This window comes from Streptomyces rimosus subsp. rimosus, assembly GCF_000720725.1.
Taxonomy (GTDB): domain Bacteria; phylum Actinomycetota; class Actinomycetes; order Streptomycetales; family Streptomycetaceae; genus Streptomyces; species Streptomyces rimosus_A.
The window spans coordinates 1-25,421 of the sequence record NZ_JOCQ01000063.1 but is presented as its reverse complement, the minus strand read 5'-3'; the positions used below and the strand labels follow the sequence as shown (position 1 = coordinate 25,421).

At 73.2% G+C, this 25,421-nt stretch carries 15 protein-coding genes; 13 read left to right on the top strand and 2 right to left on the bottom strand.

The window, feature by feature from the left end:
- Window positions 1-170 precede the first annotated feature (170 nt).
- From IH45_RS0127920 to IH45_RS0127910, 3 genes are all read left to right on the top strand, one after another.
- Window positions 171-872, top strand: a complete 702-nt coding sequence (locus IH45_RS0127920) for a formylglycine-generating enzyme family protein (protein ID WP_078897813.1) — start codon at window positions 171-173, stop codon at window positions 870-872.
- Between the two features lie 241 nt (window positions 873-1,113).
- A complete protein-coding gene (locus IH45_RS0127915; RefSeq protein ID WP_030674250.1) occupies window positions 1,114-2,214 on the top strand; it encodes an alpha/beta hydrolase in 1,101 nt (366 codons plus the stop codon).
- A 150-nt stretch (window positions 2,215-2,364) separates the two neighbouring features.
- Complete coding sequence (locus IH45_RS0127910; protein ID WP_158813285.1) at window positions 2,365-2,979, top strand: hypothetical protein; 615 nt, start codon at window positions 2,365-2,367, stop codon at window positions 2,977-2,979.
- 157 nt (window positions 2,980-3,136) lie between these two features.
- Here the strand turns inward: IH45_RS0127910 and IH45_RS0127905 are convergent, their stop codons facing one another.
- Complete coding sequence (locus IH45_RS0127905) at window positions 3,137-5,890, bottom strand: helix-turn-helix transcriptional regulator (RefSeq protein ID WP_030674244.1); 2,754 nt, start codon at window positions 5,888-5,890, stop codon at window positions 3,137-3,139.
- Between the two features lie 215 nt (window positions 5,891-6,105).
- On the opposite strand from IH45_RS0127905, the gene IH45_RS0127900 reads away from it, so the two are divergent.
- The 6 genes from IH45_RS0127900 to IH45_RS0127875 all read left to right on the top strand — a co-directional run bounded on the left by IH45_RS0127900 (window position 6,106) and on the right by IH45_RS0127875 (window position 18,728).
- Window positions 6,106-7,020: an MBL fold metallo-hydrolase gene (locus IH45_RS0127900; RefSeq protein WP_030674241.1), complete on the top strand. Its 915-nt coding sequence runs from the start codon at window positions 6,106-6,108 to the stop codon at window positions 7,018-7,020.
- Between the two features lie 21 nt (window positions 7,021-7,041).
- Window positions 7,042-8,532, top strand: coding sequence for a carboxylesterase/lipase family protein (locus tag IH45_RS0127895; protein WP_030674238.1), 1,491 nt, complete (start codon window positions 7,042-7,044; stop codon window positions 8,530-8,532).
- Between the two features lie 180 nt (window positions 8,533-8,712).
- Entirely contained in the window at window positions 8,713-12,351 is a 3,639-nt protein-coding gene (locus IH45_RS0127890; RefSeq protein ID WP_030674231.1) for a hypothetical protein, read from the top strand.
- Between the two features lie 3 nt (window positions 12,352-12,354).
- Window positions 12,355-16,599: a hypothetical protein gene (locus IH45_RS0127885; RefSeq protein WP_030674229.1), complete on the top strand. Its 4,245-nt coding sequence runs from the start codon at window positions 12,355-12,357 to the stop codon at window positions 16,597-16,599.
- A gap of 260 nt (window positions 16,600-16,859) precedes the next feature.
- The gene (locus IH45_RS0127880) at window positions 16,860-17,684 is read left to right on the top strand and encodes a SigB/SigF/SigG family RNA polymerase sigma factor (RefSeq protein WP_030674227.1); all 825 of its coding nucleotides are present in this window, start codon (window positions 16,860-16,862) and stop codon (window positions 17,682-17,684) included.
- Between the two features lie 492 nt (window positions 17,685-18,176).
- The gene (locus IH45_RS0127875) at window positions 18,177-18,728 is read left to right on the top strand and encodes an EF-hand domain-containing protein (protein WP_030674224.1); all 552 of its coding nucleotides are present in this window, start codon (window positions 18,177-18,179) and stop codon (window positions 18,726-18,728) included.
- 90 nt (window positions 18,729-18,818) lie between these two features.
- Here the strand turns inward: IH45_RS0127875 and IH45_RS0127870 are convergent, their stop codons facing one another.
- Entirely contained in the window at window positions 18,819-20,012 is a 1,194-nt protein-coding gene (locus IH45_RS0127870; RefSeq protein WP_030674222.1) for a cytochrome P450, read from the bottom strand.
- Between the two features lie 573 nt (window positions 20,013-20,585).
- On the opposite strand from IH45_RS0127870, the gene IH45_RS0127865 reads away from it, so the two are divergent.
- The 4 genes from IH45_RS0127865 to IH45_RS0127850 all read left to right on the top strand — a co-directional run.
- Window positions 20,586-21,431: a class I SAM-dependent methyltransferase gene (locus tag IH45_RS0127865; RefSeq protein WP_050515235.1), complete on the top strand. Its 846-nt coding sequence runs from the start codon at window positions 20,586-20,588 to the stop codon at window positions 21,429-21,431.
- 1 nt (window position 21,432) lies between these two features.
- Entirely contained in the window at window positions 21,433-22,335 is a 903-nt protein-coding gene (locus IH45_RS0127860) for an NAD(P)-dependent oxidoreductase (protein ID WP_030674219.1), read from the top strand.
- A complete protein-coding gene (locus IH45_RS0127855) occupies window positions 22,332-24,269 on the top strand; it encodes a non-ribosomal peptide synthetase (RefSeq protein ID WP_050515234.1) in 1,938 nt (645 codons plus the stop codon). The genes IH45_RS0127860 and IH45_RS0127855 overlap by 4 nt, the downstream gene beginning before the upstream one ends.
- A partial coding sequence (locus IH45_RS0127850; protein ID WP_030674215.1) for a beta-ketoacyl [acyl carrier protein] synthase domain-containing protein occupies window positions 24,266-25,421 on the top strand: 1,156 nt, incomplete at its 3' end. The genes IH45_RS0127855 and IH45_RS0127850, both read left to right, overlap by 4 nt.

The window sequence follows — 25,421 nt, the reverse complement described above, 5'->3', positions numbered from 1 at the left end:
GGTGGTGCGGCGGCACCGCGTCGGTGGTGCGGCCGTTCCGTATCGGTGGTGTGGCCGCACCGTGTCCGCGTATGAAGATCAAGTGACGGCTGTACGGCATACCCCGTCCCCCGTAGGGCACCGCCCCGGAGCGGGCTCACGGCCCACCCCCGATCGGGTAGAACACCCTTGTGACAAGCCCTGACACGACAACGGCCCCGCACCGGGTGACGGCCGGGCCCCTGACCGCGATACCGGCGGGCGAGGTCGTCCTCCGGGACGAGGCCGCGAAGACGGAGCGGCGGGCCCGGGTCGCGGCCTTCCGGCTGGCGCCGTACCCGGTCACCCGCGAGCTGTACCGCGCCGTACTGGGCACGGCGCCCGCCGGGCCGGCCGGGCCCCGGACGCCGGTGACCGAGGTCTCCTGGCTGGACGCCGTACGGTTTTGCAACCTGCTCTCCCGCGCGACGGGCCGACAGCCCTGCTACACGACGGGTACCGACCCCGACGCCCAGGACGTGGCCTGCGACTGGAGCGCCGACGGCTACCGCCTCCCGACCGAGGCGGAATGGGAGTACGCGTGCCGGGCCGGGATCTCCGGCGTCCGCTACGGCGAGCTGGACGAGATCGCCTGGTACCGGGACAACTCCGGTGGCGAGGTGCATGACGTGGCGACCAAGTCACCCAATGCCTGGGGCCTGTACGACATGATCGGCAACGTGTGGGAATGGTGCTGGGACGTCTACGACGCCGACGTCTACGGCCCGTACCGCACTTTCCGTGGCGGCGGCTGGCTGGACCGGCCCCGGGGCTGCCGCGCCGCGTGCCGCCGCAAGAGCCATCCGACGCTGCGCATCGACGACCTCGGATTCCGGCTGGCCCGGTCGGGCTGAGATTCCCCCCGGTCCGTGATGCGGCCGTGGCCCGCGTCACGCAACCGTCCCGGACGTCACGCAACCGCCCCGGACTTTTCGCCATCTAGCCGGTCAGCCGTTATTTCCCGTCGCCCCGGTCGAGAGGACGTGCGAGTCTTGAGTCGCGCCCTCTGGACTTCCGCGCCCTGTACGACGGTGTACCAGGGCCCGGGGCAGCACCCGCGGCCCGGCTGACCGGCCGCCCGTAAGAAAGCGCCACATGGGTCTCACCAGCAAAAAAGTGCTGCTCCTGGCCGTCCTTTTCGCGGTAGCACTCTTTGTCCTCACCGTCTGGCTCTGGCCTCGCCTGTCCAAGCGCACCTGGCGCGCGGTTCTCGGCCGCGTCGGTCTGCTGCTGGCGACCCAGCTGTCGATCTTCGCGTTGGTCGGTCTTCTCGCGAACTCCTCGTACCTTCTCTTCGGCTCCTGGGGAGAGCTCTTCGGCAAGGGGCAGGATGTCGCGAGCACCGCACCGAACGGCGCCAAAGTGAAGGTGCTCGGCAGCGAGCACGCGGGCCTGCCCGGCGGTGCCGAGCCGCAGGCCGCCGGCCGGATCGAGAAGGTCGTGCTCCAGGGCGGGAAATCGAAGATCAACAGCCCGGCGTTCGTGTATCTGCCGCCGGAGTACTTCCAGGCCAAGTACGCGAAGAAGCGCTTCCCGGTGTCCGTGGTGCTGACCGGCCACCCGGGCACCCCGCAGGCCCTCTACAAGAAGCTGGATTACCCGCAGACCCAGCACGACCTGGTCGACAAGAACAAAATGCAGCCGACCATATTCGTCATGATGAGCCCGACCGTGGTGCCGGGGCGGGACACGGAGTGCGTGGACGTTCCCCACGGCCCGCAGGTCGAGACGTTCTTCACCCATGACGTGCGCCACGACATGGCGAGCCATTACCGGGTGGGCACCGACGCCAGGAACTGGGGCGTCATGGGGGATTCCACGGGCGGCTACTGCGCCCTGAAGATGCCGATGCGCCACCCGGAGGCGTTCTCCACCGGCGTGTCCCTCTCCGGTAGCTACAAGGTCCCGCTGGACGCTGAGACCGGCGACCTTTTCGGCGGCAGCAAGAAGCTGGAGCGGGAGAACGACCTCATGTGGCGGCAGAAGAACCTTCCCGCGGCCCCGGTGAATCTCCTCGTCACCTCCAGCAAGCAGGGCGAGTCGAATTACCAGGACACGCTGAAGTTTATCCGGCAGACCAAGTCCCCGGGCCGGATCGCGTCGATCATCCTCGACAGCGGCGGCCACATCTTCAGCACCTGGCGCCGCGAGATACCGGCCGCCCTGGAGTGGATGAGCGGCCACCTCCGGGCATAGCCCGTGCCGTGCGCTTCCCCGCACCGGCCCGAACCGTACCCGCCCGCTCCGCTTCCGCGCCCGAACCCTATGATCGAGCGTCGTCCGGCGGGCAGCCCCGCCGGACGACGCTCGATGATCAACACCCAACGGGGAAACGGGGAAGCAGCAGTGCAGCGCAGAAATTGGATACGTACGGCGGCAACGGTGGCCCTGGTGGTCGCGGCGGCCAGTGCCTGCGGGTCGTCACCGGACCCGCTGCTCACCAGCGGCACACCCGTACCGAGCCCGACGGCGACACCGTCCGGGAACGCCGCGCCCCAGCACCCGGCGCCCGGCAAGAAGGCGCCGGTCCTGGACCAGATCAAGTACGACCTCGAAAGCCGCGTCCTGGCCATGGGCGGCGGCGTGCCCCAGCAGACCGGCGCCACCTGCGACACCGCCGAAGTCGGCGACAAGCCGCAGAAGTTCACGTGCACCGTCAAGTACCTGGGCGTCGACGTGCCCTTCACCGTCGAGACCAAGGGCGGCTTCATCCTGATGCAGTACACGGCCGCCCCGACGAAGGGCGGCGTGGTCACCGACGAGGGCGTCCGCGCGCGGGCGTGGAAGCAGTACGGGATCTACGGCGGCAAGGCGGCCAGGTCGCTGCGGTGCGACAAGGTCCCCAAGGCCCGCCTGGTCCCGCTCGACAAGCCCTCCGGCTACCGGTGCTACGTGGGGGAGGGCGGCTTCAAGGGCGCTTACGACGTGGTCGTCACGGCCAACGGGATGCGGCTGACATGACGCGGGCCGGGCACCCCACCCCCGTGAGGGTGCCCGGCTGCACCCGGGTGCGTCCGTGCGCCGTCGGCTGCCCGCGGTGACGCGGGCACCGTGGCCGGGACACGGATACCCCCACTCCACCGCACCGCGCATTGTTTGGCAGCCCGTTTCCGTGCGGCTAATCAATGGCGGTGGCGGTGGCTTCGACGAGGTCGCGCAGCTGGGAGCGGGCCGTGATGCCCAGTTTGGGGAAGCTGCGGTAGAGGTGGGAGCCGACCGTGCGGGGAGAGAGGAAGAGTTTCTCGCCGATCTCGCGGTTGGTGAGTCCGCGGGCGGCGAGCCGGACGATCTGCTGCTGTTGCGGGGTGAGTTCGGCGAGCGCGTCGGGGGGCGTGTCCGCGACGTCGAGACCGGCGGCGCGCGATTCGGCGCGGGCGCGCTCGATCCCCGGGCGGGCGCCCAGGCGCCGGAAGGTCTCCAGGGCCTCGGTGAGCGGACCGCGCGCCTCCGCGATACGCCGACGGCGCCGCAGCCACTCGGCGAGGTCCAGCAGGGTCTGCGCGCGTTCGAAGGGCCAGTGCTCCAGTGCGGGGTCCGCGAGGGCCGCCCGGAAGTGCGGTTCGGCGTCTTCGGTGGCTGCCAGCAGGCCGCGGGCCCGGCTGATCAGCGCGCGCAGACGGGGTGAGGCGTGGTCCGCGAGCGCGTGTGCGGATCGTTCGACGATCTGCGCGGCCTCCTCGTGGTGGCCGGTACGCACAGCGGCGGCGGCCAGGTCCGCGAGGGCCGGGTAGGACGCGTGGTAGTGCACGGGCGCGCCGTCCGCCGTGAAGATCATGCGAAGTTGGCCGTACGCGCTCTCGTACGCACCTTCCGCGGCCGACGCGGCACCGAGCGCGCGACGGGCGTAGACGGCGACCGAGCGGCTTTCGAGCGGGTCGATCAGGGCGAGCGCGTCCTCGGCACGGGCGCGGGCCGTCGCCGCGTCCCCCTGGTAGGCCAGTACGGTGGCGTCCACCGTGGCCGCACAGGCCACCGCGTGGTCGAGGCCGGCGGCCCGGCCGACCGCGGTGACACGGGCGCAGGCCGTACGGGCCTGCCCCCACCGCCCCCGTTCCACATAGGCCCAGGCCACCGCGCCGCCCAATCCCTCCGGCAGCGGCCCCTGCAACTCCCAGCGGGCGAAGGCCGCGTCGAAGGCACGGACGGCCCGCGGGGTCTCGTCCAGGAGCCACGCCATGATCCCGACTGTGGTGAGCCGTTCCGGATGGGTTTCCGCCTCGGCGGTCAACCGGGGGAGGAGTGCGGTGAGATGGCGTCGGTTGCCGAAGGGGTCGGACACGGCTTGTACCCAGGCACGCAGGTCCGTGTGCGCGGCGTCTGCGGGGAGGTTCCGCAGGATGTCCTGGATGCGGTGCTGCTGGGCGTCCTCGCCGGAGTAGAAGCGGACCACGGCGGCGCCGGCCAGGAGGTCCAGCGCGGGGGCGGGCTGTGCGGGGTAGGTGAGGGCCAACTGCTCGGCGGCTACGGTGAGTCGGGAGAACACGACCGTGTGCCGTACGGTCAGGACCGCCAGCCGTCCGGCCTGCACGGCCGCGGCGCTCAGCAGCGACATGTCGTCCGTACGCGCCCGTACCGCAGCGGCCAGTTCCTCGACCCAGGCCAGGTCCCCGGTGAACACGGCCGCCCGGGCGGCTTCGACCAGCAGCCGGGCGCTGTCCTCGCGCTCCGGCGCGAGCTCGGCGGCGCGCTGCAACGCCTTGGCCGCCGCCGCGTAACCGCCGCGCCGACGGGCCCGGCCGGCGGTCCGCTCCAGCTCCGCCGCCACGTCCGCGTCCGGCCCCGGGCAGGCGGCGGCCAGATGCCAGGCGCGCCGGTCCGGTTCGTCCCGCAGCCGCTCGGCCAGCGTGCGGTGAGCCGCGCGCCGGGCAGCCGAAGGGGCGGAGTGGTACACGGCGGCCCGGACCAGCGGGTGGCGGAACCGGACGTCCCGGCCGGTCCGCCGGACCAGCGCGGCCTCCTCGGCGGGCAGCCACACCGCGTCCCCGGCCTCCGCCGGCCCGGCCGGTACGGCGAGTGCGGAGTCGGCACTGTCCATCGCCGCCAGAAGCAGCAGGGCTCGCGTGGTGGGGGCGGGGAGGCTGTCCAAGCGGCCGGCGAAGAGGCGTTCCAGGCGCTCGGTGAGCGGGAGCGGGCCTGCGGACGGCAGCGGCGTGGCCGTACCGTGCACGCCCGCCGCCCTCGCCAGCTCGGCCAGCGCCAGGGGATTGCCGCCGGCCTGGTCGAGAATCCGCGCCCTGGTGCGGCCGGCGGGGCTGTTCGGCTGGAGGTCCAGCAGCTGGTTGGCCGCGGTGTCGTCGAGTGGTTCCAGGGTGATGGTCGGTGCGTGGCGGTCGAATCCCGGAAGAGCCGTGCCGGCGCGGGCCCCGATCAGCACCGTGACCGGCTCGTCGCCGTCCAGTCGTCTGACGGCGAAGGACAGGGCGTCCAGGGAAGCGCGGTCGCACCACTGCGCGTCGTCCAGCACCACGAGTACGGGCTGCCGGTCGCCCAGGGCGGACAGCAGGCTCAGGACGGCGACGCCGGTCAGCATGGGGTCGGACGCGCTCGCCTGCCGGGGCGTCGCCGGGCCCATGCCGAAAGCGTCGCGGAGCGCTGTGCGTTGCCGCTCCGGCAGCGCGTCCACCTCGGCGGTCACCGGCCGCAGCAGCTGATGCAGTGCGGAGAACGCGAGGCTCGACTCCGACTCGCTCCCCTCGGCTCGCAGTACGTGCGTGCCGTCGGCCTCGGCGTGCCGCGCCGCGCGGTCCAGCAGCGCGCTCTTTCCCGTACCCACATCGCCGACCAGCAGCAGCACCCGCTCCGCCGACGCCGGGTCCACCGTACGGAAGAGGCGCGCCAGCTCCGCGTCCCGGCCGACGACCCGCGGTCCCATGGCCGCGCCGAGGCGGCCTTCGTGTCCGTCGTCCACGGAGTCTCCAGAAGCCTCGGCTCATCGCATCGGAGCCGTTTTGCCCCTGCCGGTCCAGGCTACAAGCGGCCGGGACCGCTGCCCGAGCCGCGTACAGGTGCAGTCAGGTGACGGATACCGCGGGTGCCGAGGGCGCTCGTACGGTTCCGGTAAATCCTCCGAATTGCCAGGGACGCACCATGGAACAGATCACACTCGGGAATGTCACCATCACCCGCGTATGGGAATACTTCGGCTCCGTCGACATGACACCGGAGACGTTCTTTCCGGACAGCCCGAAGGAAGCGTGGAGAGAGGGCGCTTCCTGGCTGGCCCCGCATTTCCTGGATTCCGGGACCCGCAGGGTGAATTCCGCCATCCAGACCTGGCTGCTGCGCAGCGAGGGCCGGACCATCCTGGTCGACACCGGCGTGGGCAACCACAAGGAGCGCCCCTATGCCCCGGTCTGGAGCCACCTCGAAACGGACTTCCTGGCCAACCTCGCGCGGGCCGGTGTCCGGCCCGAGGACGTGGACATCGTGATCAACACGCATCTCCACATCGATCACGTCGGCTGGAACACCTACCTGGACGGCCGGCACTGGGTGCCCACTTTCCCCCACGCCACCTATCTGATGCCGAAGGACGATTTCGACTTCTGGAATCCCGAGAACGGCCACGAGCCGGTACTCGGCCGAGGAAATCAGAATGTGTTCGAGGACAGTGTGGCCCCGGTGCATCAGGCGGGGCAGACGCTGCTGTGGGAGAACAGCCACCAGATCGACGCGAACCTCCGCCTGGAGGCGGCCCCCGGACACACCCCCGGCTCCTCCGTACTGACCCTCGCCTCCGGGACGGACCGCGCGGTGTTCGTCGGCGACATGCTGCACACCCCCGTGCAGATCCTCGAACCGGATGCCAACAGCTGCTTCTGCGAGGACCCGGCGGGCGCCCGCGCCACCCGCCGCAAGGTGCTGGGCCGGGCGGCCGACACCCATGCCCTCGTGATCCCCGCGCACCTGGGCGGCCACGGCGCCGTGGAAGTGGAACGCGTGGGAGAGAAGTTCGCGATCAAGGGATGGGCCCCCTTCGCCCCGTACACCGAGCAGGTCTGAGACCCGCGGAGAGGCACCACCGTGAACCACCACACCGATCCCGTCGTCACCACCGCGCAGGGCGCCGTCCGCGGCCTGCGCCGGGGCGACACCGCGGCCTTCCTGAACATCCCCTACGCTGCCCCGCCCCGTGGCGCCGGCCGGTTCGCGCCGCCCCGGCCGCACGAACCGTGGGACGGCGTACGGGACGCCACCGCGCCGGGGCCCAACGCGCCGCAGTCCGAGCGCCGGCTCGGCCGCGTGGACATGGGCCCGTACTTCGGCGCGGGCTGGAGCCGTGGCGAGGACTACCTCACCGTCGACGTCCGGACGCCCGCCGCGGCGGGCGGCGGGCTGCCCGTCATGGTGTTCGTCCACGGCGGCGGGTTCGTCGCCGGGTCGACGCGGTCCGCGCTGTACGACGGGTCCGCCTTCGCCCGCGACGGCGTCGTCCTCGTCACCTTCAATTACCGGCTCGGCATCGCCGGATTCCTCGACATCCCGGGCGCGCCTGCCAACCGCGGACTGCTCGACGCCGCCGCGGCCCTGCGCTGGGTCCAGGAGAACATCGCCGCCTTCGGCGGTGACCCGGGAAACGTCACCCTCTTCGGCCAGTCCGCCGGGGCCACCATCGTCGGCGGCCTCCTCGCTGCCCCCGAGGCCGCGGGGCTCTTCCGCCGGGCGATCGTCCAGAGCGGCAACGGCCTGGGGGCGTTCACCGGCGAGCAGGCCGCCCGGGTCACCGGGGCGGCGGCCGAGGACCTGGGCATCGAACCCCGCAGCGGCGCCTTCGCGGAGATCTCCGACGAGCGGCTGGTCGAGACCGCCGCCCGGCTCGGGGGCATCGATCTGCGCACCGCGACGCACCGCGACCCGCTGCTCGGACTCAGCCCCTTCGGCCTCGTCCTGGACACCCAGCCCGCCGAAGCCGTCGCCACCGGCCTCGGCGCCGGCGTCGACCTGCTCATCGGTACCAACACCGAGGAGGGGAACCTCTACCTCGTCCCCGTGGACGCCTACGCCACCTCGACCGCGGAGGACGTCGACGCCACGGCGGCCCGCGCGCACCCGGACCCGGCGCGGCTCGTCGAGACCTACCGGAAGACCCGCCCCGGGGCGTCCCACGGCGCGCTGCGGTCCGCCGTCCTGGGCGACGCGCTGTTCGGTGCGGGCAGCTGGGCCCTGGCCGACGCCCATGCCGCCCGGCCCAGGGCCGCCACCTACGCGTACGAATTCGCCTGGCGCTCCCGAGCGCTGGACGGACTGCTCGGCGCCACCCACGCGGTCGAGCTGCCCCTCGTCTTCGACCTCGCGCACGATCCCCGGCTGAACGGTGCGGACGCCCTGCTCGGCCCGGACGGGCCGCCCGCGGATCTCGCCGCCCGCATGCACGGGGCGTGGATCCGCTTCGCCCGCAGCGGTGACCCCGGCTGGGAGCCGTACGACACCGGGCGCAGAGCCACGATGCGTATCGGCACCGAGTGGTCCCAGGCCGACGATCCCCGCGGCCCGGAGCGTCGGGCCTGGAGCTGACACCGGACGCACCGGAGCTGACGCCGGACGCATAGGGCCCTGGAAAAAGCTTCGAACAAACTTCGGGACCCTGGAACCGTCCGCTCCCTCTGGTGCGGCTGCGCTGTCGGAGGTAGGTGGTAAGGGGGCTGCGCACGCGGCCGGGAGAGCCCGGCCGGTGTGCGGGGGAGGGGGCGCGTCATGAGCACTCCGGCGGCGTTGCGGTTGCTGCGCGGTACCGATCTGCTGGACCTGACGTTCGGCTTCGCCGGGCTGAAGGTCGAGGAGACCGGCGGGAACAGACGGCTGGTGCGCGCGGACCCGCAGGCGGACGGCTGGATCGCCGTCGCCTTCGGCCCGCAGCACACGGTCGAGCAGGCCTTCAGCGACGAAGTGCCGGGGGAATCGCGCGAGTTGCCGGTGGGCTCCCTCATCAGCGGCCGGAGCGTTCTCGTCTTCGATGTCGGCCCGCAGGACGCGGTGCCCTTCTCCGAGGACGGCCTGCTCGACGCCATGCGACGGCTGCCGCTGCGCGTCGTGGACGCCGCGCGCGTACCGGAGACGCCGCCCGTGGCCCTGGCGCTCCGGCCACCGCCCACCGCCGGTGCGGACGCCGCGGCCCGGGCCATGACCATGGTGCGGCTGCTCCGTACGACGGCCGAACTCACCGCCCGCCACGGTCCGGAGACCGCGCTCGCCCTCGCACGGGCCGCGGGTGTACCGACCGCCCCCGCCGGGGCCGGGGCACCGCTCGCCGCGGCCGGCCCGCAGGACCCGCTGGCCGACCCCGCCCGCCCCCGCACCGGCATCGAACTGCCCTACCGGCTCTACCTGTCCCCGTCCCAGAAGGCGCGGTGGGTCCACCGGGACCGGATCCCCGCGCCCGGTCCCGGCACCCGCGTCGAGCTGTGGCACACCCGGCTCGACGCGGGAACGGTCCGCGCGGTCTGGAACCGGGAACGCGGCGGCGATCCCGGCGCCCCGTACGCGTTCCGGCAGGCGCTGGAGCCCGAGGACCGCCGGGACATCGTGGATCTCACCACCGGCGCGGGCCTCCTCAAGCCCGACGGCACGCCGTACGTGCCGGAGCCCGTCGCCGTACGGCTGCTGATGCTCTCGACGGCCGGCGGCTGGCTGGACGGTCTCGGCAGCTGGCCGCAGCGGCCCCGGGGCGTGTCGCTCTCCGAGTGGCGCCACCGCGCCTCCATGGGCCGCGACCAGTACGTACGGGTGATGCGCGAGGGCTTCCTCTGCCCGTTCGGGCACAAGGCGGTGTACGTCCGCGTCACGGAGCGGAAGTTCGACGACGTCCGCGGCGCCTATCTCATCCAGCGCGAATTCGTCGTCGTCCGGCAGCCGTTGCGGACGTACGACCCGAACACCCCGCTGCCCGCGGGGCCCGGCCCCGCGAGCGACCTGGCGAACGTGCTGTTCCCCTTCACCAGCGTGCGGCTCGACACCCCGCAGACGCCGAACCTCGTCCCGCCCGCCGACCGGCGGAAGTTCTTCCCCGCGACGCCCGCCGAAAAGCTCTTCCACTTCAAGGTCACCGCGGTGGACCACGGAGGCAACGCGGTGGAGTTCCGTACGCCCCTGCTGTTCCTCGACGAGACCCTGGCCACCGGGGAGGGGCTGGCCGCGGCCGTCGCCGAGTACAACGCGCTGGACCGCAATCCGCCCAACCCCGCGGCCCTGGCCGGTGCCGTCGCGGTGGAGCACCCGCCCGAGGCCAGCGCCGACCTCCTCGGCCAGTCGGTGGCCCTCGCGCCCGTCCTGCGGCCCGACGACACCCGGCTCGATGTGGCCCGCATGGTGTGGGGCATGGCGGCGCCGCCCGCGCTGGCAGGGTCGGCGACGGGCGACCCCGCCGTCTCGCGCAACGCCCCGTTCCTGCCGCAGCTGCGCTGGGCGCAGGCCACCGTGCCCGCCGTCGGCCGGCTCAGCGGCGCGGACGCCACGGTGCCCGTCGCCTACGCGAAGCGGTACGCGCTGTCCGGCTTCGACACCGTCGGCGGCCCGGTCCGCAAGGCCAACGCGGGGCAGGTCTTCCTCAGTTTGCTCACCCCCGCCGACGGGCCCCTGCGCATGGACTTCGGCGGGCAGCGCGACCGGTCCGGCGGCCTCACCGCGCCCAGCATGATCGTGTCCGGGCTGTCCCGCCTGACCGGGCCGGTCTCCGGCGTCCCGGTGGCGGGCGGGCAGGACGCGCTCGACCGGATCGCGAACGGCACCTTCAAGCCCGAGGAGTTCTTCCGGCCGCTGGACGTGCTGGACGCGGTCGGGCCCAGCCTGCTGGGCGTGGTCCCGCTGGCCGAGGTGATCAAGGGCGTGGACGGGCTGGGCAAGGCCCTGAAGGTGCCCAACTTCTTCACCGAGACCGTCAGCGCGGTCACCGGCTTCCTCTCCGACCTCGGCCGCGCCCGGCAACTGCTCACCCACGAGCTGGACCGCTATCCGCCGGCCGCCCGCCAGGTCGCCGACACGGCGGAGAAGTTCGCCGCCGTCGTCGCCGACTTCGTCGCCCAAGGGCTCGCCGGGCGCACCGGCCCGATCACCATGCGGCAGGTGGACGACGCCTTCAACGCCTTCGCCACCGCGCTGGGGAACCTGGTCGGCACCCTGCCCGCCGGTACGGACCCGGGCGTACGTACGCTGCTGACCCGCGTCCAGCAGCAGCTCGCGACCTGGACCCGGGCCGCCGGAGAGGTCATCGCGCTGCGCGACGCCGTACAGGCCGCCGCCAACGGCTTCAAGCTGCCGGAGACCGTCAACGCGCGCCTGGAGTGGAACCCGGACATCCAGCCCGTACTCCTCGACGGCTCGCCGGTCTTCCAGCCGGACGCCGACGGGCGGCTGTCCCTCGTCGTGGACCTGCGCGGCTCCCTGCGCGGAGACCTGAGCGTCGGCGCCGACGTCAGTTGCAGCCTGGAGAACTTCTCCCTGAACCTGGTGCCGAAGTTCAACGCGCTGCGGCTGAGCTTCAAACACGTCCGCTTCGTCGCACGCGCCGGGCGCAAGCCCGACATCGACGTCGTCCTGAAAAGCGTCGACTTCACCGGCCCGCTCGCCTTCGTCCAGACGCTGCGCCGGCTGATCCCGGTGGACGGCTTCAGCGACCCGCCCGGCATCCAGGTCACGCCCTCGGGCATCGTCGCCCGGTACGGGCTGCCGCTGCCCAACCTGGCCATCGGCGTCTTCAGCCTGGAGAACCTGCGGCTGGACGCCTACCTCGACCTGCCCTTCCTCGGCCGGTCACTGGAGATCGGATTCGCCTTCTGCAGCCGGCAGGCCCCGTTCCGCCTCACCGTCTCGCTGCTCGGCGGCGGAGGCTTCTTCGGCATCGTGCTGACGCCCAAGCGGGTCGCCGTACTGGAAGCGGCCCTCGAATTCGGCGCGGCCGTCTCGCTCAACTTCGGGGTGGCCAGCGGCAGCCTGTCCGTCATGGCGGGCATCTACTTCCGCCTGGAGCTGGCCACCGGCGAGTCCCGGCTGACCGGCTACTTCCGCGCCCGCGGCGAGGTCGATGTCCTCGGCATCGTCTCCGCCTCCATCGAGATCTACCTCGACCTCACCTTCGAGATCGCGACCGGCACTGTGTACGGGCGCGCCAGGATCTCCGTCAGCGTGCACATCGGCTTCTGGTCGCAGTCGGTCACCATCGAATGCGAGAAGCGCTTCGCCGGCAGCGGGCCCACCCCCGCACCGCTCGGCGCGGCGGCCGAGGAGCCACTGAGGCCGCCCACCTTCGCCGAGATGATGGCGCCCTACACCGACCCGGTCACCGGCACCCGGCGCGATCCCGTCACCGAATACTGCACCGCCTTCGCGGAAGTGAGCTGAGCCATGCCCGAGACGATCCGCTGGACCGTACTGCCCGACGGCCCGGCCGCCGACGGCACGCTCCGGCTGACCGTACTGGTCAGCCCCCGCCTCACCGGAGGCACCCGGCTTGACGCCTTCGCCGGCTTCCGGGACTGGCCGGACACCCTGCGCAGGTACACGCCCGCGCTCCGGATCGAGTTCCTGGCACCCGGCGCCACCGGACCCGGCGTCCTCGTCCCCACCACGGCCAGGACCGGGCGCTTCCCGCCGGCCGACAGCGTGCTGTGGGGCGAACTGTTCAAAGGCGACACGGTGGTCCGCGCACCCGCCGGTGCCTTCGCCGCCGCGGCCGAACGGCCCCCCACGCTGCGCTCGTACCCCGCCGGGGCGGTCCGCGACCAGGTCACGGCGCTGTACGAGGCCGCGGTCAGCGCGACCGCGGTCCGCCGGGCGACGCCTCCGACCGGCGGGGGCGCGGAGAACGGCGCGGCGCTGAGGGCCGGTGGGTCCCCGGGCCCGGCCGCCAGTTGGGACCACCCCGAAAGCAGCGACCTCCGCGGCGTACTGACCTCCGCCATCCGGACCTTCGCCGGCCAGGTCGGCGCCGGCTACCGGCGGCTCGACGAACTCCTCGCCCGGCCGGTGAACGGCCGGCCCCGCGCCGCCGCGGACCCGGATCCGTACCGCCCCCGGCACATGGACCGGGCCGCGCGCGAGTACGCCGAGGACGGCGCGCTGCTCGGACTCGCCGAGATGTACCGGTTCTACGACCGCGCGCCGCGACCGGCGGCGGCCGGGACCGGAAGGGACCAGGCGGCACCCGAAGCCGAACCCCCGCCCACGAAGCCGGACTTCGACTTCCACACCGCGTGCGCCCTCCTCGCCGACTACCCGGAACTCCTGCGCCGCTTCGGCCTGGCCCTGGACCTGCTGGTCACGCCACCGGCCGGGCTCGCCGACGGGTGGCGGGCGCGGGTGAGCTTCACCGCCGCCCAAGGGCAGCTGAACACCGACGAGTCGCTGCGCCCCTGGACGGCGCTGCGCCACGTCCCCGGCCGGCGCTTCGAACCGTACGCCGCCGACGACGGCTTCCACGGCCACCGGATGCTCAAGCTGGGCGCCGACGCCGTCCACGTCACGGATCTGGACCTGGACGGCGCGGCGCTGAAGTTCGTGGAGTTCTCCCGCGTCCTCGGCCAGTACCTGAGCGGCACGAACGAGCCGGGCACGGCCGCCGCCGCGGACCCCACCGCCCTTCCGGCCCTGCACGGTGCGGGCCTGACCGTCGTCCACGACGACCGCGACCGGACCCTGGCCGACCAGATGGAGGCCGACGCGCGGCACACGGCAGGTGTCGGCGGCGACGGCAGGCCCGTCGCCGCCGCGGTCCTGGACGCCGCCCACCTCGTACGAGGCCTGCGCGTCGACGTCGGCCCGGCGGACGAGCGGACCGGGCGCGTCGCCGCCTGGTTCCCGCTGTGCGCCCGTACGGGGGACTACGCGATCAGGCGGCCCGGGGCGCCCGCCGTGCCGATCGGCGCCGCCCCCGACGAGGGCCACGTCAAGGCATCCGCCGTCACCCGGGACCGTACCGACGACCGGCAGCTCTATGTCCACCAGGCGCTCTTCGGCTGGCACGGCTGGAGCCTCGCCGCGCCGCCGCCCGGCCGGACCCTGGGACCCGGCGACCGGCCGCAGGTGCCCGACCCCGGGATCTCCGACCGCTTCCCGCTCGCCGCCGCGTTCCGGCCCACCCCCGGCACCCTGCCCGCCCTGCGCTACGGCCGCACCTACCGGCTGCGCGCCCGCCTGGTCGACCTCGCCGGCAACAGCCTCGGCCCCGAGGCCCCCGCCGTCGAGGGCACCGCCACCGAACCCGTCACCTACGGCCGCTGGGAACCCGTACCGCCGCCCGTGATCGTGCCCAGGTGGCCGTTCCTGGAAGGCGAGTCGGAACCGCACCTGGTCATCCGCAGCACCATCGACGCGTCCGGCCGGCCGCTGTCGCCCGGGGAGTGGGCCGACCTCCGCAACGGGCAGGTGCCCGACCACGGGAAGGTGTCGCCCGCCGACGGGCTCGACCGCCGCTACCGTGCCTTTGACGAACGTCACCTGAGCCCGCCCAAGAGCTCGCTCCAGATGGCCGAACAGCACGGCGTGTACGACGCGGTCTTCGGACCCGGCAAGCCGGACGCGCTGCGCCGCCAGTACTTCGCCGCGGCGTCCCGCGAGGCCGGCAGCTACCTCGACACGGTCGTCAGCCTTCCCGAGGACCCGCGCGTCACCCGCGACCTCAAGGCCGCCGGGGAGATCCACGTCGCCAAGCACAGCCCGCACGACACGTCCCCGCTGACCGAGCTGCCCGTGGCACGCGGCAGCGGCCTGCACACCGGCGAGTACGTCGTCCACGACGCCGCGCAACTGCTGCTGCCGTACCTGCCCGACGTGCCCGCGCGCGGCATCGCCCTGCGGGGGCTGCCGGGTACGGGCACGGGTACCGACGAAGGGCCCCACCGCACGTACGACTTCACCGGGACCTGGCCCCAGGCGCGGCCGCTGCGGCTGCGGATCGTGGAAGGGGACCGCCCGCCGGACCCGCCGACGGGCGGCGTCCTGACCGTGTACGTACCGAAGGCGGAGGTCGTGACCGTCCGCATGAGCTGCCGGATCGCCGAACAGGACCTCCGGCTGTTCCGCGTCTGGCAGCTGCTCACGGCCTCGCCCGCGTGGAACGACCCGCTGCGCCTGACCCCGGAGAAGCGGCGGGAACTGACGGTGGCGTCGGCGGCCGGCGAGAACTGGATGATCACGCCGTGGACGGAACTCACCCTCGTCCACGCCGTCGAGAAACCGCTCGCGCCGCCGTCCCTGGCGGACCTGCGGTTCGCCCGTACGGCGGGGGAGACCTCCGCGCTCGTCGCGGGCGTGCTCTCCCTGCACGCCAGGAGCACCGGCCGGATCGACCTCGACGCGACCTGGGAGGAGTGGCTCGACGACGTCAAGGAGCCCGCGCCCCGGCGGGTGACCGGGTACGACCACGTGGGCGACCTCACGCCCGGCCCCCGCCGCGACACCTTCGCCTTCAGCGGTGTACGGCACGAGTTCCGCGACACCCGCCACCGCAACGTCACCTACACACCGACCGCGACCACCCGCTTCCGTGAGTACTTCCACCCGGCGATCACCGACCGGCCCGAACTGATCACCAGCCGGGGGCCCGCCGCCTCCGGGCCCACCGGGCGGGGCTGGCCGGTCCCGGCCACCCGGCGCCCGGAGCCGCCCGAGGTGAGCCACATCGTCCCCACCTTCACCTGGGAACAGACGGTGGACACCGGCGCGCACCGGGTGACGCGCACCCGCCGCGCCGCGGGCATCCGCGTGTACCTCCGCCGCCCGTGGTTCAGCTCCGGGGACGACGAACTCCTCGCCGTCGTCCTCGACCCGGGCAGCCGGCTCCCGGCCGAACTCGTCACCCGCTGCGGCATCGACCCCGTACGGTCCGACGACTCGGTCCTGCCGCGGCTGCGCCCCGCCAACTTCCCGAACGCGGCCGGGACCCACACCGGCCGGACCCTGGCCGAAACCGTCGGCGGGGCACCCGCAACGGTCTCGGCCGTGACCTTCGCCCCCGTCTACGACGGACAGCTGGGCCTGTGGTCCTGCGACATCGACGTGAACCTCGGCGACCTCGCCGACAGTCCCGCCTACTTCCCCTTCCTGCGGCCCGCCCTCGCCCGCTACCAGCCGTACGCCGTCGAACCGCTCCAGCTGTCGAAGGTGGTCACCGGGGAGTTCGTCCAGCTGCTGCCCGACCGGACGGTCACCGCCGCGATGACGGCGGACGGCCGGATCCGCATCGAGCTGAGCGGCCCGGCGGCGGCCAACGACGTCGGCGAATTCGCCGGGCCGGGGCGCGAGGGGGCCGCCGCGAGCCGCCGTGTCGTCGCCACCGTGCAGCAGCGGCCCCGCAACGCCGGCGACCTCGACTGGACGTCGGCCGACGCCACCGCCGAACTCACCTGCACACCCCACGGCACCGGTTTCGTCTGGACCGCCGACCTGACCCCGCCGCCCGGCCGCTTCCCGTCCCCCAGCCGCCACCGCCTCCTGATCGAGGAGTCCGAGACCTTCTTCAGCGACCGCACGACGGCCACTGCCACCGTCACCGCGGGCGGCGTCACCCGCCCGGTGTCCCGGCGGCTCGTCCACGCGGACTTCTTCGGGCTGACGACGACGGTGTTCGGGGAGGTCGTGCTGGAGGAGTGAGGGGGCGGCAACCTCACCGGCCGCCCGCTGCCCGGCCGGAGGTTGTTGCACCGGCCGTCCCACCAGGGCCTTTGCCCCAGGGGCAGGCCCGAAAGAAAAATCCTTTCTCTCGGTGTGTGAGCCGCGCATGCCTGGACACAAGAGCGTCAGTGCTTCGGAACCGCAGGCACCCCGTCACAGAGGGGCCAGTCTGCCGTGTTCCGGCGAGTGGCCACTCGTAAGCCTGCGAACCGCCCACCCGCGTCTAAGGAGAGCCGGCGATGGCCACCACCACGATCGCGCGCCACCACGGGCGCCGTGCCGACGACCCCGACACCACCGAGGAGATGCGACTGCTGATCACGCTGCCGGACGGGCCCAAGAAGGAGCGGCTGCGGCAGCGGGTGATCACCGCCTGGCTGCCGCTGGCGCACCGGCAGGCCGTGCGGCTGCGGGAGCGCGGGGAGCAGCTCGACGACCTTAAGCAGGTCGCCGCGCTCGGTCTGGTCAAGGCGGTCGACCGGTTCGATCCCGAGCGTGCCGACGCCTTCGAGCAGTTCGCCATCCCCACCATCACCGGTGAACTCAAGCGGCACTTCCGCGACCACACCTGGGACGTGCACGTGCCCCGGCGTACGCAGGAGCTGCGCAACAAGGTCCGCAAGGCCGTGCGCGAGCTGAGCACGACCCTGGACGGGCGCTCACCGACCGTGGCGCAGATCGCCGGGCACGCCCGGCTGACCGAGGAGGAGGTCGTCCTCGGGCTGGAGGCCCTGGAGACCTACCGGTCGCTGTCGCTGGACGTGGCCCTGGACCGCAGCGGCGACAACGACGATTACACCCTCATGGACACCCTCGGCTCGGCCGACAGCCGCTTCGGGCTCATAGAGGACCGCGAGGCGGTCAAGCCCGCCCTGGCCAAGCTCCCCGAACGGGAACGCCGCATCCTGTACCTGCGGTTCTTCAAGGACATGACGCAGAGCGCCATCGCCGCCGAGCTGGGCCTGTCCCAGATGCACGTCTCGCGTCTGATCAGCCGCGCCCTTGCCCGGGTCCGCGCCGAGGTCACCCGGAAGACGGACGAGGAGTACCGGGCCGCCGCATGACGGTACTCCCGGGGAGCGGGCACCGTGGCGCGGAACCGGAATCCATGGGGTGACCCGGACGGTCCGGCCGTCCTGGGCCGGGGCCGCGCCGCGGCACCGTCCCGCAGGAGTTCCGCGATCGTGTCCGCTTCCTCGGGCGCCGGGCTGCTGTCCGGCCGCAGGGCTCCTCGGGCGCCGGGCCGCTGTCCGGCCGCAGGGGTACCCCCGAGGCTGTCCGTACGGCCGCCGTACGACACCCTCCCCGCTGTCGCCTCCCCGCTCACCGCAGAGCCCCCGCACGGCTGCGCCCCGGCAGACGCAGGAGCCTGACGCGGACACCGCTCACCTCGCCCACCGCTGCGGCCGATCCCCCTCACCGGTACCGGAATTCCCGGCGGAAACTCCCGTGCGGACGGGCGAATGTCGCATTTTCGAGGTGGACCCTTACACCCGCGTCGGTAGAGTGCTCCATGCGCGAATCACAGCTTGCCGTCTACAGGAACGGAGAGCGGAATGGTCGCCGGTGTCATAGCGCAGAAATCGGACCAGTGGTTCAACCTGGCGGACGTCGACGGTAATGGCTACATCGAGGAAGTCGACCTCCAGCGACTGGCCGAACGGACGCTGACGCACTTCGGTTACAGCAAGGAGAGCCCCAAGTGGGCGCGCCTGCACGAGGCGTACGCCAAAGCCTGGCAGATCATGTACGAATTGACCGACACGGACAAGGACAACAGGATTTCGCGGACCGAGTTCCAGGGCTATATGGACCGCAACGCGAAGCCTTCCACGGCCGACGGTCTGCTCCGTCCGATCACGGACGCGGAGTTCGACGTGGCCGACACGGACAGCGACGGGTACCTGTCCCAGGACGAGTACGCCGAACTGCTGCGCGCGTTCGGTCTGTCCACCCGCGACGCCCGGACCGGCGCCCGCAGCATCGACACCGACAACGACGGACGCATCAGCCACGAGGAGTATTTCGTGGCCTGTCGTGACCTCTACTCCAGGGAGGCCGCGGACGACCGCAGCAGCCAGGTGTTCGGGCCGCTGACCCGTACCTGAAATCCTGGCGCACACGAAGAGCGGAATTCGCGGTCGGCACGCGGAATTCGGGCGGAGACCGGGCTTGGCCCGGCCTCCGCTTCCGTCTGCTCACCAGGTGACCGGCAGCGCCTCGATCCGCCGGATGATCAGGTCGGCGCGCCACGGCAGCTCCTCGTCCGCCGCGGCCGGCCGCAGGCCGGGGTGGCCGAGCAGGGCGGCCACGGCCACCTTCACCAGCATCCGCACCAGCGGCGGCCCCATGCAGTGGTGGGTGCCGTGGCCGAAGGACAGATGCGGATTGCCGGCGCGGTGGAAGTCCAGCCGCTCCGGCTCGGCGAACATCCGCGGGTCGTGGTTGCCGGCCGGCAGCGCGGGCAGCACCTGCTCACCGGCGCGTACGAGGGTGCCGCCGACCTTCACGTCCTCGGTGGCGTACCGGGCGAAGGTGACGTGCGAGGGGAACGGCGCGTAGCGCAGCAGCTCGTCGGCCGCGCGCGGCAGCAGGCCCGGGTCGGCCGTCAGCTCCCGGAAGTGGGCCGGTGAGGAGAGCAGCACGTAACAGGCGTTGGTGAGCTGCGTGGTGACGTTGTCGACGGCGAGCAGGATGTCGTTGACCAGCTCGCCCAGCTCCGCCATCGACAGCCCGTCGTCCTGGCCCAGCCGGGCCACCAGGCGGCTGACCAGGTCCTCCCGCGGCCGCTCCCGGCGGTCGGCGATGAGCCCGGCCGTGTAGCGGGAGATCTCCTCGATACGGGACTCCACCACGTCGGCGGGCAGGCCGGTGCCCGCGAACCCCTCGAACCAGTCGAGGAAGACCGCCAGGTCCTCCTCGGGGATGCCGATCAGCGGACAGAGGATGGCCACGGTGAGCGGCTTGGTGTACACGGCGGCCAGGTCGGCCGGGGGCGGCCCGGCCGTGGCGCGGGCCAGCAGCCGCCGCGCCTCCCCGGTGGCCAGTTCCTCCAGCTCCCGGACGTGCTCGGCGTTGAACATGAGGCCCTGGGCGAGCGCCTTGCGCAGGCGGGGCTGCTGGGGCGGATCGGTGTTCAGGATGCTGTCCTGCAACGGCAGCGGGGTCAGCCGCGCCTCGTCGCTGCCCGGCGGGGGCGTGCGCACGAACCGCCGGTCCCGCAGGACGAAGCGGATGTCCGCGTAGCGCGTCACCAGCCAGGCGTCGTCACCGTACGGCGGCCGTATCCACGTCAGGCCGGGACGGTTGCGGCAGTCCTCGTATTCCGGATCGACGGTGAGCCCGGACGGCTCGGAAAAAGGGTAATCGATGGGTTCGGGGTGTGTGTCCACGGAATCTCCAGTACGGAAGAAGGAGCCCTGCCCGCGATCGTCTTTCCCCGGTGCCGGCGCCCCGGGCGTGCGGTGCTTTCCGTGCCTGCGCCGCGTCCGGGTGCCATCCGGCGCGGCAACTCACCGGAAAGACGTTAGTGGTGCCGTGCCGCCGAGGGGCGACCCCTATTGGTCATTTCCCGTACGGCATGCGGAAGATGGCCGATTCCGCCGGATCGCAAGGTGTCGAAGGGGACGGTGGGGTCGGGACGAATTGTTCCGCCGGGCCCGTCCGTGGCCGTGGGCCCGGAGCGTTCCGGCCGGGGCCCGGCGGGTGGCCAAAACCGTTGCTTGACGGCCGCCCGGCCCTCGGCAACTCTTGCAGCCGGATGCCGGACCTCCGGGAGCGCTCCCGGCATCGCGTTGTTTTCGTACCGCCGGACTTCCGGCGCCGCAGGGTGGCACCGCAATGCCCGCGCGGCCGTCCGTACGCGCATTTTCACGTACCGGCAGCGGAAAGAGGGAGGGGGCAGCGGCAGGCCGGTCCCGGCCGGTCCGTAATGCGGTACAGATCACGACGGAGGGTATTTCCGCATGTCCGCCGAACCGAGTTGGGCCGGAGCCTTTTCCCACCAGGAGATCGAGCGCACCTACGCCATGCTCACCGTCCTCGAAGAAGACGCCGCCGGACCCGACCGGCATTTCGGCGTGTGGACCGGTGCCGACGACCCGGCGACCGTCGAGGAGGCCACCGAGCGGCTGACCGCGCTGGTGCTCGCCAAGCTCGCCGCCGCCCGGGGCAGCCGGGTCCTGGACGTGGGCTGCGGCAACGGCCGTCCCGCGGTCCGTCTCGCCGAGACCTCGGGCGCGAGCGTCGTCGGCATCGACATCGACGAACGGGCCCTGGCCGCCGCGTCCGCGTACGCCCGGCAGCTCGGGCTCGGCCACGCGGTGCGCTTCCAGCACGCCGACGCGCTGCGGCTGCCGTTCGAGGATGCCTCCTTCGACGCGGCGCTGGCCTTCGAGAGCACCCCGCACTTCGACGTCGCGGAGCTGTACGGGGCGCTCGCCCGGGTGCTGCGGCCGGGCGGCCGGCTCGTCGTCGAGACCCCGTACGTCCGCGGCCGGATCACCCGGGACCTGCTGGACCGCATCGGCCCGTACCTCAGCCTGCTGAACGCGGTGTCGCTGGACCCGCCGCACGTACACCTGGCGGCGGCCCGCGAGGCCGGGCTGCACATCACCGAACTCCTGGACCTCACCGACAACGTACGGGGCTCCTTCGGCCGGCTGCTGGCCCGGCTCGAAAAGGTCCGCCCCCGCCTGGCGGACACGCTGGGGGACGAACAGGCCGGCCGCCTCCTCGCGGCCTTCGCCGGCTGGGCCGAGGCGCCCGAGGTCGGCGCCATCCTCATGACCTTCACCAGGACGGAGCACTGACATGGCGGACGTGACCGTGATCGGCACCGGCGTGATCGGCTCGGGAGTGATCCGGGCCTGCGCCGCGGCCGGCCTGGAGGTGGCGGTGTGGAACCGCACCGCGCGGCGCGCCCACGAGGTGGCGGCGGAGAGCCCGCGCATTCAGGTCCACGCCACCGCCGCCGAGGCCATCGGCAGCTCCCGGGCCGTCCTGCTGTGTCTGCTCAACTACCCCGTCACCCACCGCGTGCTGGAAGAGTCCGGCGCCGACCTGTCCGGGCGGCTGGTCGTCCAGCACTCCAGCGGCGTGCCGGAGAGCGTCGGACCGCTCCAGGACCGGGTGACCGGCGCCGGGGGCCGCTACATGGAGGCGGCCATCCTCAACTACCCGGACGCCATCGGCACCGACGCCTGCTTCACCGTCTACGGCGGGGCGCCGGAGGACTTCGCCGAGCTGGGCCCGGTGACCAAGGCGATGTCCGGCCACCAGGTGCACCTGCACGCCGAACCGCGCTACGCGAAGGCGTACCACGTCGTGGCCAGTGCCTTCTACTACGCATTCGTCAGCGGCTTCCTGGAGTGCGCGGCGATCGCCGAGCACATCGGCGTACCGCTCGGCGCGTTCGCCGACTCGGTGCCGCTGTACGACCCGGGCTTCGAGAACACCGTACGGGTCGGCCTCGACCTGATCGAACGCGGCGACTACCACTTCGAGCAGGCCCCGCTGACCACCCACATCGACGTCCTGGAGAACCTCACCGGCGCGGCCCGGGACGCCGGGATCGACGCCTCGTACCTCAAGGCCCTGCGCGACCGGGTGCGCACCGCACTCGACCAGGGGCACCGGCGCGAGCACATCGCCATCCTCACCGAGCAGTTCCGCGCCCGCCGGGGCGCCGGGCCAAGCCCGGTGGAGGGCGCATGACGGGCGGCGGCCGGGCGGGGGAGGAGCCGGACACCGGCGCGGTCGCGCTCTTCCGGCGGTGGGTGCGCGCGGTGCCCGGGCGCACCGCGCTGGCGCACCCCGGCGGCCGGCTGACCTACGCCGAACTGGACGGCCGGACCCGCGCCCTGGCCGTCGAACTGTCCCGCGCCGGAGTGCGGCCGGGCGACACCGTCGGCGTCACGATGGAGCGCTCGCCCCTGCTGCCCGTGGCGGTGCTGGCCCTCTGGACGGCGGGCGGCGCCCATGTGCCGCTGCCGGCGTCGTACCCGGCCGCACGCAACCTGGCGGTGCTCCGGGAGGCCGGGGTACGGACGGTGCTCACCGACCGGGAGCCGGACCCCGCCGTGCTGTCCGGCCCCGCCGGGGACACGGTGACCTGCGTACGCCTGACGGGCCGTACCCTCCGGGCGCCCGCACGCCCACCCGCGCCGGCCGCCGCGCCCGAGCACGCCCCCGGCCCCGAAGACCTCGCCTACGTCCTGCACACCTCGGGCTCGTCCGGCGCGCCCAAGGGCGTACGGATACCGCACCGCGCGGTCGTCAACCTCGCGCACGGGCTGCAGCACGTATACGGGGACCTGGACGGCGCGCGCGTCCTGCAGTTCGCGCCGTTCACCTTCGACGTGTGGATCTGGGAGCTGGCCATGAGCCTGCTCAGCGGCGGCACCCTCGTCGTCCCGCGCCCCGACGTGCCCCTGCACGGCCCCGAACTCAGCCGCACACTGCGGGAGTTGCACATCAGCCACCTCTCCGGCGCCGCCTCGCTGGTGGCGACGCTGCCGGAGGACGAGCCCATCCCCGTCACCACCCTGACCTCCGGCGGCGAGCCGCTGCCCGAGTACCTGGTGCGGCGCTGGGGCGGCCGGGTGCGCCTGTTCAACGCGTACGGGACGACCGAGGCGGGCGTCTGCGCCACCATGGGCCGCTGCCGCCCCGGACAGGGCACCCCGGGCATCGGGCACCCGCTGCCCGGCGTCTCCGTGCACCTTCTGGACGAGCGGGGCGCCGCCGTACCGGACGGGGAATCCGGCGAGGTCCACATCGGCGGACCCGGCGTCGGGCTCAGCTACCTCGACCGCCCGGCGGACACCCGGCGCCATTTCGTCCCCGACCGCTTCGCAACCCGCCCCGGCCGCCTGCTCTACCGCACCGGCGACCTGGCCCGCCGCCTCCCGGACGGCTCCTACCTCTTCCTCGGGCGGATCGACGCGCAGCTCAACGTGCGCGGCTACCGCATCGAGCCCGGCGAGGTGGAGGCGGCCCTGCTGCGCCACCCGGACGTCACCGCGGCCGCCGTGACCGCGACACGCGGCGCGCCCGACGGCTCCGTACCGCAGCCGGAGCCCGACAGCCCGCCGCCCGTCGGCGGCACCGACCGGCTCACCGCGTACGTGCAGGCGGCCCCCGGCGCCACGGTCACCGGCGCCGCGCTGCGCCGGCACCTGGCCGCGCTGCTGCCCGCCCACCTCGTGCCGTCCTCTTTCGTCCTTGTGGACCGGCTGCCGCTCACCGCGCACGGCAAGATCGACCGTACGGCCCTGGCACCGCCCGCGGTACGGCGGTGCGCCCCGCCGGCCGGCCGGGACACCGCCGCCCCCGGGCGGGAACGGGACCTGGCGGAGCTGGTGGCGACGGTGCTGGGCCTGGACGAGGTGGCCCCCGACGACGACTTCGCCGACCTCGGCGCCACCTCGCTCGACATGATCCGCATCCAGGCGGCCGTCACCGCGCGCTGGGGCACCCGGCTCGGCGCTGCCGACCTCATGGACGCCCGTACGGTACGGCGGCTCGCCGCGCTCCTCGACCGCACCCGCAACGGCGCCCGGGGCGCGGGCACCGCACCGCCCGGCGCCGGGCGCGCTCCCGGGCTTCCTCTACCGGCCGTACGCACGGTGAAAGGCGGATTCAAGTGACCGCAGCGCCCGACCCCGACTGGCGGGAGACCGATGTCGCGGTCGTCGGCATCGCCTGCCGCTTTCCCGGCGCCACCGGACCGGACGCATTCTGGAGCATGATCGCCGAAGGGCGGCGCGGCATCGGGGAACTGACGCCGGAGGACATGGCCGAGGCGGGTGCCGGACCCGCGCGCCTGGCCGACCCCGCGCTGGTGCCCGCCGCCGGCATCCTCTGGGACGCCGACCGGTTCGACTCCGCGTTCTTCGGCTACTCCGCGCGCGAGACCGCCGTCATGGACCCCCAGCAGCGGATGTTCCTGGAGGCCGCCTGGCACGCGCTCGACGACACCGGCCACGACCCCGAGCGGTTCCCCGGGCACGTCGGCATCTACGCGGGCCAGACCGTCGGCACCCACCGGACCCCGGACAGCTCCGTTTTCCTCGGCACGTCGGCGGACCTGCTGATGGCCGCGGACGACAAGGACTTCCTGCCGACCCGGGCCGCCTACAAACTCGGCCTGACCGGACCCGCGTTCGCCGTGCAGGCGGCCTGCTCGACGTCGCTGGTCGCCGTCCACGTCGCCTGCCGGGCGCTGGCCGCGGGCGACTGCGACCTGGCGCTGGCCGGCGGTGTGTCCTGGTCGCCGTGGCGCCGCCAGGGCTATCTGCGCCGCGCGGGCGGTGTCTGGTCCGCCGACGGGTACGTGCGCTGCTTCGACCGGGACGCCTCGGGCTTCGTGTCCGGCGACGGGCTGGGCATCGTGGCCCTGCGCCGCCTCGCCGACGCCCGCGCCGACGGCGACCGGATCTACGCCGTGATCATGGGCAGCGCCGTCAACAACGACGGGAACGACAAGCTGAGTTACGCCGCGCCCGGCGTCCCCGGACAGCAGGCCGTCATCGAGGCGGCGCTGCGGGACGCTGCCGTCGCCCCGGACAGCATCGGCTACGTCGAGGCGCACGGCACGGCCACCGCGCTGGGCGACGCCATCGAGGTCACCGCCCTGACCCGCGCCTACCGCGCGGCAGGCGCCACCGGCCGCGGCACATGCCGCCTGGGCTCGGTGAAGGCGAACATCGGCCATGCCGACGCCGCCGCCGGGGTGGCCGGATTCATCAAGGCCGCCCTCATGGTCCGCCACGGCCGCATCCCGCCCACCCCCGACGCCC